Source organism: Nitrospirae bacterium YQR-1, from assembly GCA_039908095.1.
GTDB lineage: Bacteria > Nitrospirota > Thermodesulfovibrionia > Thermodesulfovibrionales > Magnetobacteriaceae > Magnetomonas.
Map to the genome: position 1 here is coordinate 74,352 of JAMOBJ010000005.1, position 16,813 is coordinate 91,164.

A 16,813-nucleotide genomic window follows, 5' to 3' on the forward strand; every position below is an offset into this window, starting at 1 on the left:
CCCGATAATTATTTTGCCGTCAGTTTGCATCAAATTTAATTATAAAATCAGAGATAGTGAATTTATTACTCTTACCGGTGTCGGGAACTCCAGTGGTAAATCCCAGTTTAGCATTTTTTAGATTATCCGGAAACAGGAAACAGTGCCGGGCCTTTACCGATGTGCCGGTGTAGTTGGCTGTAAGGTTATCCAGATTAGCGGGTTTTGAGTCCTCAACCCAGAGTTTATACAACGCATAAGAACCACTGCTGTTGCAACTTGAGCAGGTGGAATTGCAACGGGTGTGTAGCTCCACTCTGGCGTATCGCTTTTCCTGATCCTCCATCCATGTAACACTGCCGGTGTTTATATAACAACCCTCTTCAGCCACAGAGCTGCTGCAAGAGGGGTTAGTAATGCTTCCGTTAGTATTACCGTGGACATTGTCTCCCTCAAAAACTAAAGCGGCATGGTTATAATATGCAGGATCGTTTCTTAATGAATCGTAGTAAATATCAAATTCCGTCGCTGCACTGTCACCGGAGATGCCTGCTCTGGTGCCATAGGAGCCATACCCTAAAGCACTATCCGCCCCCCCGCACACTGTTGCGGCATTACCACCCTGCATAAGTGTAAAGGTGAAACCTCCGGCATATTTTGTGCTCTGTGAGTTTGTATCATTATTGGCAGTTTTAAATTCAAAATATGCCCGTGTTGTTCTGTTATCCAGTGGACAACTGATGGCAGTACATGGAGATACCACATTTGTTTCATCCGGAAACCATGTGCAGCCATAACCATAATCGTCGGCACCTCCACCACTACCACCTAAAACCAGCTTAGTGTTGCCCTCTGTTGTTGACTTTACAACATTTTTATTGCCCTCAACTGTAGCAAAATAATTAAGATGATCACTGAAAGAAATATCTGATGTTGTTTCTGTGCCGCCTGTGCATAAAATCACTTTTAAAGGCAAAGACCGGCTATATGTGTTGAGGCCGTCAGTTACTGTGAAACTCACGGAGTATGTGCCGACTGTGGATGGGGCAGTGCCTGTAAGTGTATAATAATTAGAAACAGAAGTGTTGTCTAACCACGAGGCTGCAGGGGTTGCACTATGGCTCCATGTGTAGTATGGGGAGACAGTCGCAGGCTGCCCTCCACCGGCATAAACATTGGCGGTATATGAGCCATCCACACATGCTTTAGGCAGTTCATTATTCATAATGTAAAGTTTTGAGGCCACACACCCGGCCCGTGTTCTTAATTGCTCAAGCGTGGCATAGCCGTATATGTCATCTCCTGAGATTGTCACAGTGCCGCTGTAGGAGCCGGTTGTGTTTGGCGTGGAATTAACCGTGTGATTTGCCCCGCCGCTTGTTATTATAAAGGCCACGTTTGTTATAGCGGAACTTATCTGTATTGATGTTGAACCAGCTCCACAAACATTTGTCAGCACCGTTGCATCATAGGCATACACGTAGGACTTGTTGTAGGCGTCAGTGGAATTATCTACGTATGAGAGATCAGGCGGAAGCGCCTTATTTTGGGCGGCATAACCAATAACCGCCGCCACTAATGAATTAATGCCTTTCTTTGTATCAAAAATCTTTCCCTTTTTGACGTTACCTTTTAATGCCACTATTCCAACTGTTGCCATTGTACCTATAAATAACAATAAAAAAAATATCTCAACAGAGGAAAACCCTTTTTGATTAGATAGTTTCATCATATTGCCGTTAATCAATTCGGATTAATCGTTAACACAAGCGATTTTTGGCTCGTATTGCCGGCATTGTCTTTTACATAAAAAGTAATGCTGTAGCTGTTTGCTGTCGTTGAAACACCGGGAGTTCCGGCTATAGTTACACTTGAACAGCTCTGCCATCCATTTGTGGCACAACTGTCGGTGCTTTTACCAAGTGTGCCTGCACAGGTAAGAGTCAGATCGCCGGGTAAAGAGGACGAGCTGCTGCTCCAACACCACTGGTAGTAAACTGAGCCTGTGCCGCCCTGGGCATAAAGAGATGCATTGTATGCTGAGTCTTCATTCCCAAAGGGTAATTCATTGTTTATAATGCTAAGTTGTGAACCGCTGCAGCCGATTTTTGTTCTTAGCTCATCAAGAGTTACGTATTGGACTAAATCGTCATAAGTTTCTGTTTTGTTTATATCAGTAACATAGTTATCCACAAGGAGGAGCTGCTCATAGATGTTTTGGGTTGTAGCCGACGTAACAGCTAAAGAAGGCCCTGTCTGGTTATTATAATTTGCCCCGCTGCTAAATACTATAAAAGCGGTATTTTGAACATCAGAGTATGAAGCACAGGCGGCATCTGTACATTTTCTTACAGTTAAAAAGGTTGTTCTTCGCCCACATATCCCCTCGTAGGGGGAATTGGCGGTTGCAGTCAAATTGTCGTCATAGATATATTTGATACATTTGCCAAAGGAATCGTACTGGTTTGAAATTGAGGAGACAAAGTCACTTGAGGACTGCGGACAATCGCTTGATATAGTTCCTGAAGAGGGCAGTCTGTTATTAGTGGCGGCATAGCCTGCAACCCCTGCAACTACCGCTGTAATTTTATCTTTTGTCTCAGTAGTTTTGGTTCTTTTTATAAGCAAACTTACCAACCCCGCCCCCATGCTAAACATTATCCCGATAACCACCATCACAATAGCCAGCTCTATCAGTGTAAAGGCTTTATCGTTTTTTATCTTATACCAAGTTGCAGTCATTCGATTAACTTTGTTGGCTTCGTCTAAAGCTCCTTGACGTCTCCCCTAAATGGGAATCCCCTGTTAAGGGGAGGTGTCGCTTTCTCCTTGCCGCCTCGTTACTCTTTTGACTGCTACTTGGTATTATTTCTATTATAAAACAAAAAGGACGTAGTCTGCTTTCCGTCCTTTGACTGTTTTTAAGCATTTAAGCGGCTGCTACAACAATTTCAGGAGACTGTTACAATCAGTTAAGCTCATAAGCCATACCGAAAATTGTGCTGACCGAGGTCCAGTTTGTTGTGGCACTGAGCACAGTCAGAGAGGTAAAAGAATTATTGGCGATTGTCGGGGCGGCACTTATTCCTGCAACTTTACCGGCTCCGGCATCCGATGAGCCGTCAATGGATGTATCGTAAGTCGAAAAGAACTTCAACGCAATTTGATTTGATTTTATTGTATAAGTAAGGGCGGTGCCACAGTTTGAAGACTTGCAAGCGATAAGGTAGTTTTTGCCGCTTGTTGAGTCACTTCCTAAATATACATAGTAGGTGTTTGGGCCTAAAACGAAAGAGTTGTTGGGAGGATTTTGAAAATTTGCATTAGAGATATCAGTCTGCGGATTTCCAGAGCCGGAACCTATCAACCCACTTGGTGTTCCATCTCCGGGCAAATTACCCTTTATGTCTAAATACGCATATATCGCTGATTCCCATTTGTGTATTTCTACGCCAAACCTCTTGCCGCGGGCATTATCCATTAAATCCTGACCTTTCATTATAGCCCCGATTATGATGCCGATTATGACCAGTACAATCGCTACCTCTATTAGGGTAAAACCTTTCTCTCTTTCTACTGTACCCATACTTGTCATGCTCAACCTCCGTTGGTTTTATGCGATCGCTTTATAAAACCTTTAGTCACTTTATTCTACCCCTTTTGGGTTACTTTAGTACATATTAATTTTAAGTCTGCGACATACTCAATATGTATATTAGTTATACAATTCTTTTTTATATTAAAATCCACTATTAATAGCTATCGGATTATTTTGATAAAGCTTAAGCCGGTTTTAAGTTCTTTAAGAAAAAGTAATACTAAGTTATATTCAATCGTCTAAGTTAGACAAATGAATTAGAATTGGTATAACATTGGATTCCCAATCGGGGTTGCAAATGACAGCTAAGGTGAAGGCAAATTTTTTATGAGGCTCAACCCCCTGCGATAATCTTGAAGTAATCGCCCTGTGATTGCGTTTCCACTTCGGGGGTTCGTTTCAAAAAGGCCTGAACTTTTGGATTTTTCGACTCTTTGAAGTCCTCAATAGAGCCTGTGAAAATAATCTCACCCTTGTCGAGCATAATCACGTAATCTGCAATTTTAAAAATACTGGGTAACTCATGGGTAACGACAACAACCGTCATTTTAAACACCTTGTTGAGTTTATTAATAAGCTCATCAAGGCCTGCAGCGGTAACAGGGTCGAGACCGGCGGAGGGTTCGTCAAAGAACAGGATTTCCGGATCCATTGCCATAGCCCTGGCTATCCCCGCTCGTTTTTTCATGCCCCCTGAAAGCTGAGACGGAAAGAAATCATCAAACCCGGAAAGCCCCACCAAATCCAGCTTCATTCTGACTATTATGCCGACAACCGATTCCTTCAGTTTTGTATGCTCAACAAGCGGGAGCGCCACGTTTTCTGCAAGTGTCAGGGAGTTTAAAAGTGCTGAACCCTGAAACAACACGCCCATTTTCTTGCGTTGTTCATTTAACCGCTCCTCATTCAGTTTGGCTATGTCAGTGCCGTTTACGAGAATTTCACCGCTGTGGGGTTTGAGCAGACCTATCAGGTGCCTTAACACTGTTGTCTTCCCTGAGCCGCTTCCACCGACAATTACCGTTGTCATCCCGCGTGGAATGTCAACCGTGGCGTCTTTGATTATTAACCTGTCCCCGTAATAGGTTACAAGGTTTTTAACTTCTATAACATTGTTTGTCAAGTCACTGTCTCTTCTTAAAAGATAGTAGAAGCATAGGATACTTCTCTGAGTGTGTTTATGTCAATTGCTAAGCCCGAAATCCGACATAGAGGTAAAAAAAACGAGTAACGATGTTGAAATTAAAGGATATAGCGTTAATTATCTGGTGACAAAAACTCATACCCAATATCACCTTCTTCCATTGACTTTCTCAGTATTGACACAGTTTGTTGTACAGTCTCGGATTTTCTATATCGGATTTCGGGGCTAAGGGTTTGAGAGTTTAAAACTACGTTCTGTATAAATACATCCTACGGCTGTCGTCTGTGTGGTTTTTATGAAATTCCCAACTTTTTCTTAATATGTTTTGCTAATATGTCATCAATTTCATTATGCCTTGGGATCGGTTGTTTTTTTCCTGCGACAGGGTTAATATATAAATCGTGCCTTGCTCCATGTTTAAGAAAAATACATCCTGCATCTAAGAGCCCCCGGATAAATTCCGTTCGTTTCATACCGCAATTTCTTTCATTTTAAAATCACAGGGAACGTCCTCTAATACCATCAAGCGATATGCATCTTTTATATTTTCTTCCAACTCCCCGATAGTCTCACCTTGTGTCATTATATCGGGATACTCCAAAATCTTACCTAACCAAAATTTGTCTTTTTTCCAATAAATCATAGTCATTTTATGAACCATAATTGTCTCCTGATAGAAATTTTATTTATTGTCTTTCCCGCCACTAAATTATAATAGCAAAAATCCTGAGGTTGGGTGGGGACAATTTACTTCTCTGAGTGTGTTTATGTCGTTTTAGAAAGTCGTAATCCGGTTTTTTAGCGCACGCCGGCTTAATAAACTCTCATGCTTTACTCTCATTACCGTATTGCTGTACAATCAATGTGAAAGGAGTTTTTGGCTGTAAACATGAACACGTATAAGAGACTTATAATAATATCAGCAATTACCTTGCTTGTTATTTTTATTGCTGTTAAATCTCCGATTTTAGACAGACGCTCAACTGCGCCCCTACAAAGCAGTGATTTATCCAATCATCCGATATACTCCAAATATAAATTTGAAGTAAATGAAAACATTATTAATATAGGGGTGCAGCCTCTATACTCTCCCACAGGGGTCATAACAGAGGCGCTTAAGCGGGATACAATTCTTCGGCAATCTCTAAGCAGATTAGGACTTGAAATGAGATTTTATTCATTTTTGAAGGGCTCCGACGTCAACTATTTTATGAAAAACGGCAGCTTAAGTGTAGGTATCAGCGGAGATATGCCAACAATTATTCTTGCATCAAGTTTCGATGTGGTTATTCCCTCATTGATTCAAATGGGATATACAGCCGTTATAGCAAAACAACCGGTTTTAATTAAAGAACTAAAGGGCAAAAAAATAGGCTATGCATATGGCTCAAACGCTCATTACGCCTTATTGGCGGCTTTGGCTCAGGAGGGGCTTAGTGAAAAGGACGTAACTCTTATTCCTTTGGAATCACTTGAAATGCCGGCGGCACTAAAAAATAATAAGATATTTGCCTTCTCAGCCTGGGAACCTGTTACCACTTTATCTACAAGAGAAAATACTGAGACCTTTGCAATTCATAAAATGCTGACAACCGGGTACATATCTTTCCGGAAATCTTTATACGAAAAACAAGCGGAGGCGGTGTATCACATATTAGCGGCTGAAGTTCGTGCAATCCGATGGCTTTTACGCAGTAGGGAAAACCGCATCAGAGCCGCCTCATGGGTTATTCAATCGGTAAATAACCTCTACACTACGCAGCCGCTTAATTTAACTGAAGAATTGATAGATGAATTAAGCCTCAAGGAATTGTCAAATATTACATCGGCTCCAATTATACCGGAAAAAATAACAAGCGAGGGGGGCCCTATGTATAATGAGTTTATATTTCTAAAGAAAATCGGCTTGCTTCCTTATGATACCGACTGGAATAAAGCATATAACAGTTTTACAAATGTTGCTCTTATTAAAGTCCTTGATAAGGCTGAGGCGTATAGATTAAATGAATTTCAATATTCACAACAGGATAAAGCAAATGAATAATTCCGGCGCTATGAAATTCAGAGATTTGAATCTGCGCTGTAAGATGCTGTTATATTTCGGCACATTGTTTATTTTAATCTTTGTAATCATAGAAGTATTTAATATTTATGGAATCCCCTTTACAGACATAAATGGAATGTACTATCAACGTCAGCATGAGTTTTTAAACACACTAAACATTGAGGCTGACGTAAAAAAATCATATTTAATAAGATTTATAGACGAACTGAAAGATGATGTTTCAGCTTTGTCAGGAAATGAATCTGTAAGAGCAGACATTGCGGTAATTAAACAATTATTGCCAAAAGCTAACTTGAAAACTGATGAACTATCGTCTTTACTAAAGAATAACAATAATTTTAAATCTTTACTTAATGAATTAAATGAAATCAGTGAAATTCACAGACTTTATAAATCAATACAAATAGCAGAAGCAACAGGGCTTTTAATGGTATCCACTGATTTAAGTGAGGTCGGCGTTAATATTAATCAGGAAAGCTGGTTTAGAGATGTTTCTAAGTGTCACCACATCTACCATTTTTTTGTTATAAAAGAAGCTGAAACCGGTAGGTTACTTATAAAATATGTTTATGGGCTGACAATAGAAAAAGAGGCTTATCTTTTGATAATGAATATGTACATGGATGACCTTATTAAGCCTATATTGAATGCCGATGTAGATTCAACTTATATTAATGACATAGAGTTGGCAGGTCAGGATTTTACGTATATTGCACGTACTAATAATGTAATTTTCCATGAGCCGGCCAGAATAAAGTCAAAAATATTAGACATTGTCTTTAACGGACATGAGGGCGGCATTGTAACGACAGATTACAGAGGGATGGATGTTTTTGCCGCATACAGATATCTGATTATTACGCCGGAGCTTAGTTGGGCGATGGTGATTAAACACGACTATGACGAGGTCACTCTCCCCATACGGAGATATTTAAAGAGGCGCATTCTTTTTCTTTCCTTTAGTCTTGTCGTTATTTTATCAATAATAGTGATAATTACAAAAAGTATCTCGAGACCTCTTGAAGCAATTACCAATGTGGCAGTTGCGGTTGGAGATGGTAACTATGATATTAAATTTCCCGATGTAACCGGTGGTGAAATAAATACGCTTCTTAAAACATTTAAGACCATGATTGCAAAAGTCAGTGAGAAGGCTAATGAGCTGATAGAAATGAATGCAGGCCTGGAAAAAAAGGTTGATGAGGAAATAAAACTCAGATACCAAAAAGAGCAAATGCTTGTTCAACAGTCAAAGCTGGCCTCAATGGGTGAAATGATAGCAATGATAGCACACCAATGGAAACAGCCCTTAAATGCCATATCTCTTACAGTGCAGGATTTGCAAGATGCCCATGAGTTTGGTGAACTCAACAAGGAATCAATGGCCTTATCCACCGAGGCGGTAAAGCAGCAGATTTCGTTTATGGCGAAAACTGTAGATGATTTTCGCACCTTTTTAATGCCCTCAAAAACACCGCTACGTTTCAATATAAAGAAAGCGATAGATGATATCATAGGCATGTTTGGAACATTATATAAAAAGAAGAGTAATATAGACATTATTGTTGAGGCCGCAGTGGTGGGAGCTAATCTGACAATAACCGGCTACCCCAACGAGTTTAAGCAGGTGGTACTGAATTTAATCAATAACGCAAGGGATGCAATAGTAAGTAGGGCTGAGTCATTTGGACAGGTAATGGAGTTTAAGGGAATCATAAAGATATTGCTCTCGGAGAGTGACGATATCATATGTGTTATAATAAGTGACAACGGCGGCGGCATACCTGCCGATATTATGGATAAGGTTTATGACCCATATTTTTCATCGAAATCACCGGATGCGGGCACAGGATTGGGGCTTTATATGTCTAAGACAATAATTGAGCACAACATGGGCGGCAGGTTAACTGCAAGGAATATTGACAATGGTGCGGAATTTACTATAATATTGAGAAGAGTTTAAACTATATTTCCAAATTTCCAATCGGAGTCAACAATGACAGATTTTTTATAGGTTGGTGAGCATTAATGGAAAAAGAAATGAAAGCAATTTTTGAACAAGCTCCCATCGGGATTGCCGTCATAGAGTCTGCAACAGGGCGGTTTGTCTCAATTAATCCGGCGTATTGTAACATTGTCGGATACACTGAAAAGGAAATGCTAAGTAAAACATTTCAGGATATTACCCACCCCGACGATATTCAACCGGACACTTACAACATGAAGCGTTTGATAAGCGGTGAGATTAGCATGTTTACCATGGAAAAACGCTACAAAACCAAAGATAACTATGTTGTGTGGGTTAATCTTAAATGTGTTCCCTTATGGATGAGCGGAGAGAAACCCGTTTATCATCTTGCAATGGTGGAGGATATAACAAAACAAAAGGTACTGCTTGATGAAAGGGAGAGATTCTTTAACGAATCTCCCAACCTGATTTGTATTGCCTCAGCAGACGGATACTTTACACAGGTCAATTTAATGTTTGAGAAGGTACTGGGTTATACCAAAGAGGAGATTTACGCAAAACCGTTTGTTGAATTCATTCATCCCGATGACCGACAGGCTACCGTTTTAGAAGTGGAAAAACAGCTTAATGGTTTAATTACTGAAACTTTTGATAACCGTTATATCTGCAAAGACGGCTCATATAAAATACTGTCGTGGCTGGCAGGTCCGGTGCTTGAAAACGGCAGGATTTATGCCATTGCACGTGACGTCACAGAGCAGCGAAAGTTGGAAGAGGAGCTCTACCTGCAAGGTGAAATAATTGCAAACATTGAGGAGGGAGCTACTATCATAAATGTCTCAGACGGCACAATTGTCTATGCCAACCCCAAATTCAACGCCATGTTTGGTTATAATGAAAACGAGCTTACAGGCAGAAACGTTTCTTTAATTAATGCCCCCACCGAAGTCTCACCTGAGGATAAAGCGAAACAAATAATGTCAATATTAAATGAGACCGGATATTGGAAAGGTGAAATTCTGAATATAAAAAAGGATGGCACTTTGTTTTGGTGCCATGCTACAGTGTCAACATTTCAACATAAGAGATATGGGACAGTCTGGATCACAATTCATCAGGATATAACAAAGAGGAAAGAGCTTGAAAAAAAGCTGTTGGAGGAGAAGAAGTTTTCAGAATCAGTGATTAACACGCTGCCGGGACTGTTCTATCTTTTTGACAACACCGGCAAGTTTATACTGTGGAATAAAAACTTAGAGACGGTTTCAGGCTATTGCTACGAGGAAATTGCAAAAATGACACCCCTTGATTTTTTCACAGGGCAGGACAGAGATACTATTAACACAGCGATTGCTGCTGTGTTTAAAACCGGCATTGCCTTTGTTGATGCCGGTCTGCATACAAAAGATGGACGGGATATCCCTTATTGTTTTACAGGATTGCTAATTAAAATTGATGGTAAGAATTGCTTGACAGGCGTGGGAACGGATATCACGGAACGTAAAGCAATGGAGACACAATTAAGACAACTTACACTTGATCTCGAAAAAAGGGTAGATGAAGAGGTTGAAAAAAACAGAGCAAAAGATCAACTAATGTATGAACATTCCCGGCATATAGCAATGGGCGAGCTGCTGGTTAATATTGCTCATCACTGGAGACAACCTCTCACAACTATTGGCCTTTTAGTTCAGGACATAGGGGATAGCTGGCGGTATAATGAATTGAATGAGGAATATTTAAATAAAAATATAGAATCTGTTATGTCTGCGCTGACAGCGTTATCAAAAACAATTGACAATTTCAGAAACTACTACACAAATGATCCACAGAAAAAGGAACTTAATATAACAGAGGCGATAGACAACACACTATCACTGCTTGAGGGTTATTTTATACAAAAAGGATTTGTGATAGATAAGCAATTTGATAGTGAATTAACAGTTGACCTTTTCCCAAATGAATTTGCTCAAGTCATACTAAATATACTAACAAATATCAGAGATGTATTTGAGCAGAAGCAAATCACAGACGGCATCGTCAGAATAAGGGCATTTGTCGAATCGGTAACTAAGAAAATAGTAATAACTATCGCCGACAACGGAGGCGGTGTGCCTGAAGATATCATTAGTAGAATCTTTGACCCTTACTTCACAACCAAAGATAAGGACGGAGGCACCGGGCTCGGCTTATACATCGCAAAAGTTATCACGGAGAAAAATATGAAAGGCACTCTTTCTGTAAGAAACTCCGGTAGATGGTGTGAGTTCAGAATTGAGATTTAACTTTAACAAAAAACGTTAAGCAAATAAAACTCTGCCAATCCAGGCTTATTAACTATCAGGATTGTATTGACTTTCGGCGCAAATTTTAACTATTATTAGCTATCATTGCGCATTCATTGGTTTACTTAAATTAGCATTTAATAACCGATAGTTGTTTTCAGAGGATGAGAATATGGCGAGGTTACTGGTTATAGACGATGAGGTAATAATACGGGAAAGACTAAAGAAGCTTCTATTGCTGGATAACTATGAGGTTTATTCAGCGGAAAACGGCATTGAAGGCCTCAAAATGGTTGAAGCTCAAAATCCTGATATCATAATAGCCGATATTAAAATGCCAAAGATAAATGGTATAGATGTTTTAAAAGAGGTAAAGGCTAAAAACAGTATGGTCGAGGTAATTATGATAACCGGCCACGGTGGTGTCGAAACTGCCATAGAAGCGATGAAGGAAGGCGCCTTTGGCTATATACAAAAACCTGTGGAATATGATGAGCTGCATATTGAGATTGAAAAAGCACTGGAAAAGCAGCAAATGAAATTAAAGATAGATTCTTATGTCAAAGAATTGGAATACAGAGTCAATGAATGGGAAATCACTTTTAACTGTGTCAGTGATATGCTTTCCATACATGACAAAGACTATAATATCATTAAGTGTAACAGGGCATTTACAGAGACTTTCAAAATTAACCCTGAAATTCCCTGCAACAAACCATGTTATGAGATTTTTGACTGCCTGGAAAATGATCTGGTACATTGTCTTAACGTAAAAACCCGTGACAGCAAAGACGCTTGCTTGAAAGAGGTGTATCATGAGGAACTAAATGAGTATTTTGAGGTAACTGCATCACCTATTTTTGAAAGGAACGGAGACTTTAAAGGCTCCATTCATATCTTTAAGAATATAACCCACAGGAAACTCTACGAGGAGAAGATAAAGGCCTCACTTCAGGAAAAAATCCTCTTACTACGTGAGATACACCACCGGGTTAAGAATAATATGGAAATAATCTCAAGCCTGATAGAGCTTCAAATTGAGGACTCTGATGATGCAAAACTCATTGATATGTACAATGAGATGAAAAACAGGATAAAATCCATGTCTCTCATACATAAGATGTTGTATCAAAGTGATAATCTCTCAGAAGTTAATTTTAACGATTACACTAGAAACCTCGTCTCTGACCTTGTTAACTCATACTGCATTGACCCCTCAATGATAATTGTTAATATTGACATTGAGGAGATACTGATAAATCTTGATACCGCCATGCCATGCTGTTTGATTATTAATGAACTTGTGACAAATTCCATGAAACATGCCTTCACTGAGACAAAATCCGGCACTTTAGAGATTTCTATGAAAAGCATCGGCGAAAAAATGTACGAATTAGTTGTCAAAGATAACGGAAAGGGGATACCGGAAGGTTTTGATATAAACCAATCGTCTTCTCTGGGGTTAAAATTAATCAGAACATTGGCGGAATATCAACTTGGCGGCAAACTGGAAATAAATGTAAAAGCCGGCACAGAGTTTAAGCTCCGGTTTAAGGAACTTCAATATAAGAAGAGAATCTGAAAAAGCTCAGGAGCAGAAAAAACATGGAAAACGCTAAAATACTGATAGTAGAGGATGAGGGCATAATAGCAATGAATCTAAAGCGCAAACTGGAAAAGCTTGGGTTTATTGTCACCTCCGTTGTACCGTCCTCTGGGGAAGCAATAATAAAGGCAGAGGCGGATAAACCTGATATAATACTGATGGACATCGTAATACAAGGCGATATGGACGGAATTGATACCGCCGCTGAGATAACTAAACGATTTGAAATTCCAATTATATTTATGACGGCCTACGCTGACGAAAAGTTGTTGGAAAGAGCAAAGATAACGGAACCTTATGGATACATCATCAAACCTTCCAATGACAAAGAGATACATGTAACCTTGAAAATGGCTCTTTATAAGCATAAAATGGAAAAATGGCGCAAATCGGCTGAATATAAAGATATGCTGTTGAAGGAAATCCACCACAGGGTTAAGAACAATTTTCAAATTATTACCAGTCTCCTCAGCCTTCAATCTGAAAGTATGACAGATGAAAAGCTCCGCAATATCTTTATTGACAGCTATAACCGCATCAGGACAATGTCAATGATTCATACAAAACTATACCAATCTTCAGACCTGTCAACTTTTGATTTTGCTGAATATGCTGCAGAACTTTGCTCTGAGCTTGTTAATTCCTATGAAATTCATTCAAACCCTCCGCTTATAAAGCTGGATGTCAACATTAAAAAAGTTGACCTCAGTATTGCAATCCCCTGCGGGCTTATAATTAACGAAATAGTTTCAAACTCTATGAAATATGCTTTTAGCGGCGGCAAACAGGGTACTATATTTGTTGGTTTTAATGAGGATGACAGAGGTAACTATATTCTAATTGTTGGTGACAACGGTATCGGTATTCCTAAAGATTTTGATTTAAGCAAGGCAAAGTCGCTTGGAATGCAGTTAGTGCATGACCTGATGAAGAGAAAACTCAGGGGCACCATTGAAATTGAAACAGAAAACGGTACTACGTATAAGATGGTTTTTAAAAAGGCCGCAACTGAGCGTAATTAGAATACTGTGCATATGCTTATAAAAGATAAAGAAAATGACAATGGGTTCTTGGAAAGAATTTCACTCACTGTAAAGATTGCCGCCGTTACGATAATCATAGGAATCGCTCTTAGCACCGTGTTGGATCATTTTCACAGGAGGGCGTTAAAGGAGTTATTAAATACACAACTGTTTGAAAAATTAGAGATTCAACATCGGCAGGACAGAAAGAACTTTGATGAACATTTTTATAGTTATAACCGTAGTGTTAAGGCATTGGCCAACTTCCATTCCTTAATCAGTTATATTAAACAACCCCGGTGGAGCGATGAAATACCGCTTAAAGTGTATTACAGGGAAATTCCGCCATGGCTTCCCAAAGTGTCTGTTCTAAAATATTATCCGGAAATTGAGTATGCCATGCTCTTTGACAGCAACAGAGAGATAAGAGAGGCATATACGGAATATTCAGACCCTGTCCCGGCCTCTCTGCTTTCTTTGAGTAATTATGTGATAGAGGCCTCAAGCGGTCATTCCTATATGACATATCTGGATGGCGTCAATTATGTCATTGCCTCAAAAGACATAGAGGATGAAAACAGAAAAGGAACCGGCACACTCGTAATTGTTCACAGGGTAAATGACGGCTTTTTGAAAGATTCCGTCGGTTTTGATGATAAAAACAACATTGTAGCTTTATTTAGCGAAAATGAAAACAGCATCATAGCCACTAATACGCCGGAGAAAATACCCCTTGGTAAGAGCCTCAATGATCTAAGTGTGGAGTATATGTTTACCGGAAAGTCCTTCTTAGATTATGGTGAGAGCGAAAACAGGTATTCGTTTGTCTCGTTGTTATCAAAAAACACATTTGCAGGGCTCAGTGTAAATATACTCTCCCGCAGCCTCAGATATAATATAATTACAGCGTTCACTCTCATTGTGTCATTTATTATTATAATGATCTACATGATGAGGCACATAAAGAGGCTGGACGGTTTTATAGCAGGTGTTTCAAAACATCAGTTAGGGATAGAACTTCCGGAATTAATCAGGGGTGATCAGATACGTGCTTTGGAGCGCAGATTTCACCGTCTTTTTGACAAAATAGTGGAATCAAAAGATTTACTGGAGAAAAAGGCGGTGGATTTGGAAAACCTCAATAATGAATTAAAGGAGGCTACAGCGCAGCTTGTCCAAACTGCAAAGCTCTCGGCATTAGGAGAGCTTACCGCAGGTGTTGCCCATGAACTTAACCAGCCGTTAAACGGCATAAAAATAATATGTCAGTCAATCATCAAAGATATACAAAAGGGCAGGCATAATGCTGAGGAGCTTAGTTCCGATCTTGCCGACATAGTACAGCAGGTTGACAAAATGGCTGCTATCATTGACCATATGCGGATATTTACGAGACGCTCTGATGACATGGTAACAGAGCTGTTAAATATTAATGCGATAATAGAGGGGTCTTTTAAACTCTTAGGGCAACAGTTGAGGTCTAATAATATAATAATAAAGACAAACTTTGTACCAAACCTGCCGCAAATAAAAGGCGACCAAATAAGGCTTGAGCAGGTTATAATTAACTTAGTTTCTAATGCAAAAAATGCACTGAAGAGCAGCGGTAAAGCGGAAAAATTACTTGAAATCAGTACATACCAGGCTGATAGTTTCAGGCTGTCCTCAGGTACAAGCGCTGTTGTTATAGATGTTGTGGATAACGGGTCAGGAATTCCTTCAGAAATTAAAGACAAAATATTCCAACCGTTTTTCACTACCAACGAGCCTGGAAAGGGTACAGGATTAGGCTTGTCAGTGTCAAAAAAAATAATAGAAGAACACGGCGGGTTGTTGTCGGCAGAGAGTGAGGCCGGCAGCGGAACAACATTTAAAATAGTGCTGCCTGCTGTGGAATTACAAACTTAACAGCACAGTATGGAGGTACTTTATGTATAAAGTATTGTTAATAGAGGACGATGAAACAGCCAGGAAGCAATTAACAAAGTACGTTCAAAAAGAGCGCTTTGAGGTAATACAGGCGGAAAACGGGCGTATCGGAATAGAGCTTTTTCAGTCGGAGAACCCTCAAATAGTGTTAACTGACCTGAAAATGCCTGACATTGACGGCATGGAGGTAATCCATACAGTAAAGCGCCTTTGCCCTGAGACGGAGGTAATTGTCTTTACCGGCTACGGAGAGGTTGATACGGCCATTGCAGCTATTCGTGAAGGTGTTCTGGACTACTTGAAAAAACCGATAGACCTTGACATTTTAAGTATGGCTCTTGGGAGAGCAAAAGAAAGGATCGACATGAGACAAAAGGAACTAGTCTCGCCTCACATTCTTCTTGCCGAGGATGAGGAAGTGCCTCGTAAGCGGCTTAAGAGAGTATTGGAAAAGGAAAACTGGAAAATTTTCGATGTTGCAAACGGTGAGGAGGCACTAAGTCTCTTTTCACAGACAAAAATAGACATAGCCCTTTTAGATATCAAGATGCCTAAAATGGATGGTCTTGAGGCTCTGCATAGAATGAGAGCACTCAGTGATGATTTTGAGGCAATAATTTTTACCGGTTACGGTGATGAACAAAGTGCCATACAGGCAATGCGAGACGGAGCGATGAGTTTTCTGAGAAAACCGGTTGACCTTGACCAGTTGATAGTGTCAATAGAAAAGGCGATAGAAAAGCTCAACAGTGACAGAGTATTAAAATACCGCACCCGCGAACTTGAACTGGCCAGACAGATTATAGCCCAGATTACTGATGAGGAAGAGGTAATAATAAATATTCATAAAACCATTGTAGAGCAAGCTATGAGTTTTGCCCAAAGATTATTAGATTCCATTCCGATGTCTATCATGGTTATAAAAAAAGACCTTACATTGATTTATATAAACAAGGCAATGCTTGACATGATAGATTATAGCCCTGAGAAGATTGATGAAAAACTGCTTGAGAATATGAAAAAAACAGGTATAAAAGATATTTCCATCAAGCAGATATCTGATTCAATAGACCTTCTTTTTATGACACCCGGACGGCTGGAAACTATAAAAACCGGCTTATACTCATTCATAACCCTTACACTGATTACAATAGTCGGTGAGGTAAAAGAAAATTATGTTTTAATGGCTGTGCGTGGAGAGCGTGCGTAGCAGGAG

General features: G+C 39.7%; 13 protein-coding genes. 7 read left to right on the forward strand and 6 right to left on the reverse strand.

From position 1 onward, the window contains the following. Window positions 1–19 precede the first annotated feature (19 nt). The 6 genes from H7844_04690 to H7844_04715 all read right to left on the reverse strand — a co-directional run bounded on the left by H7844_04690 (window position 20) and on the right by H7844_04715 (window position 5,382). Complete coding sequence (locus H7844_04690; GenBank protein MEO5356578.1) at window positions 20–1,711, reverse strand: hypothetical protein; 1,692 nt, start codon at window positions 1,709–1,711, stop codon at window positions 20–22. Between the two features lie 11 nt (window positions 1,712–1,722). Beyond that, the gene (locus H7844_04695) at window positions 1,723–2,721 is read right to left on the reverse strand and encodes a prepilin-type N-terminal cleavage/methylation domain-containing protein (protein ID MEO5356579.1); all 999 of its coding nucleotides are present in this window, start codon (window positions 2,719–2,721) and stop codon (window positions 1,723–1,725) included. Window positions 2,722–2,947: 226 nt separating this feature from the next. Further along, complete coding sequence (locus H7844_04700; protein MEO5356580.1) at window positions 2,948–3,574, reverse strand: prepilin-type N-terminal cleavage/methylation domain-containing protein; 627 nt, start codon at window positions 3,572–3,574, stop codon at window positions 2,948–2,950. A gap of 337 nt (window positions 3,575–3,911) precedes the next feature. Continuing rightward, window positions 3,912–4,700 (reverse strand): ABC transporter ATP-binding protein, encoded by a 789-nt coding sequence (locus H7844_04705; protein ID MEO5356581.1) that lies wholly within the window; start codon window positions 4,698–4,700, stop codon window positions 3,912–3,914. A 314-nt stretch (window positions 4,701–5,014) separates the two neighbouring features. Next, window positions 5,015–5,194: an addiction module toxin, HicA family gene (locus H7844_04710; protein MEO5356582.1), complete on the reverse strand. Its 180-nt coding sequence runs from the start codon at window positions 5,192–5,194 to the stop codon at window positions 5,015–5,017. After that, complete coding sequence (locus tag H7844_04715; protein ID MEO5356583.1) at window positions 5,191–5,382, reverse strand: type II toxin-antitoxin system HicB family antitoxin; 192 nt, start codon at window positions 5,380–5,382, stop codon at window positions 5,191–5,193. The genes H7844_04710 and H7844_04715 overlap by 4 nt, the downstream gene beginning before the upstream one ends. 228 nt (window positions 5,383–5,610) lie before the next feature. On the opposite strand from H7844_04715, the gene H7844_04720 reads away from it, so the two are divergent. The 7 genes from H7844_04720 (at window position 5,611) to H7844_04750 (ending at window position 16,807) form a co-directional block, all read left to right on the forward strand. Continuing rightward, complete coding sequence (locus H7844_04720; protein ID MEO5356584.1) at window positions 5,611–6,765, forward strand: ABC transporter substrate-binding protein; 1,155 nt, start codon at window positions 5,611–5,613, stop codon at window positions 6,763–6,765. After that, window positions 6,725–8,749 (forward strand): ATP-binding protein, encoded by a 2,025-nt coding sequence (locus H7844_04725; GenBank protein MEO5356585.1) that lies wholly within the window; start codon window positions 6,725–6,727, stop codon window positions 8,747–8,749. Before H7844_04720 ends, H7844_04725 begins: the two co-directional genes overlap by 41 nt. Window positions 8,750–8,814: 65 nt before the next feature. After that, window positions 8,815–11,040 (forward strand): PAS domain S-box protein, encoded by a 2,226-nt coding sequence (locus H7844_04730; protein ID MEO5356586.1) that lies wholly within the window; start codon window positions 8,815–8,817, stop codon window positions 11,038–11,040. Between the two features lie 172 nt (window positions 11,041–11,212). Continuing rightward, window positions 11,213–12,622 carry a response regulator gene (locus H7844_04735; GenBank protein MEO5356587.1) on the forward strand — a complete coding sequence of 470 codons (1,410 nt, stop codon included), beginning with the start codon at window positions 11,213–11,215 and terminating at the stop codon, window positions 12,620–12,622. A 23-nt stretch (window positions 12,623–12,645) separates the two neighbouring features. Further along, the gene (locus tag H7844_04740) at window positions 12,646–13,668 is read left to right on the forward strand and encodes a response regulator (protein MEO5356588.1); all 1,023 of its coding nucleotides are present in this window, start codon (window positions 12,646–12,648) and stop codon (window positions 13,666–13,668) included. Window positions 13,669–13,680: 12 nt separating this feature from the next. Beyond that, the gene (locus H7844_04745) at window positions 13,681–15,576 is read left to right on the forward strand and encodes an ATP-binding protein (protein ID MEO5356589.1); all 1,896 of its coding nucleotides are present in this window, start codon (window positions 13,681–13,683) and stop codon (window positions 15,574–15,576) included. A 22-nt stretch (window positions 15,577–15,598) separates the two neighbouring features. Beyond that, window positions 15,599–16,807 carry a response regulator gene (locus H7844_04750; GenBank protein MEO5356590.1) on the forward strand — a complete coding sequence of 403 codons (1,209 nt, stop codon included), beginning with the start codon at window positions 15,599–15,601 and terminating at the stop codon, window positions 16,805–16,807. Window positions 16,808–16,813 lie beyond the last annotated feature (6 nt).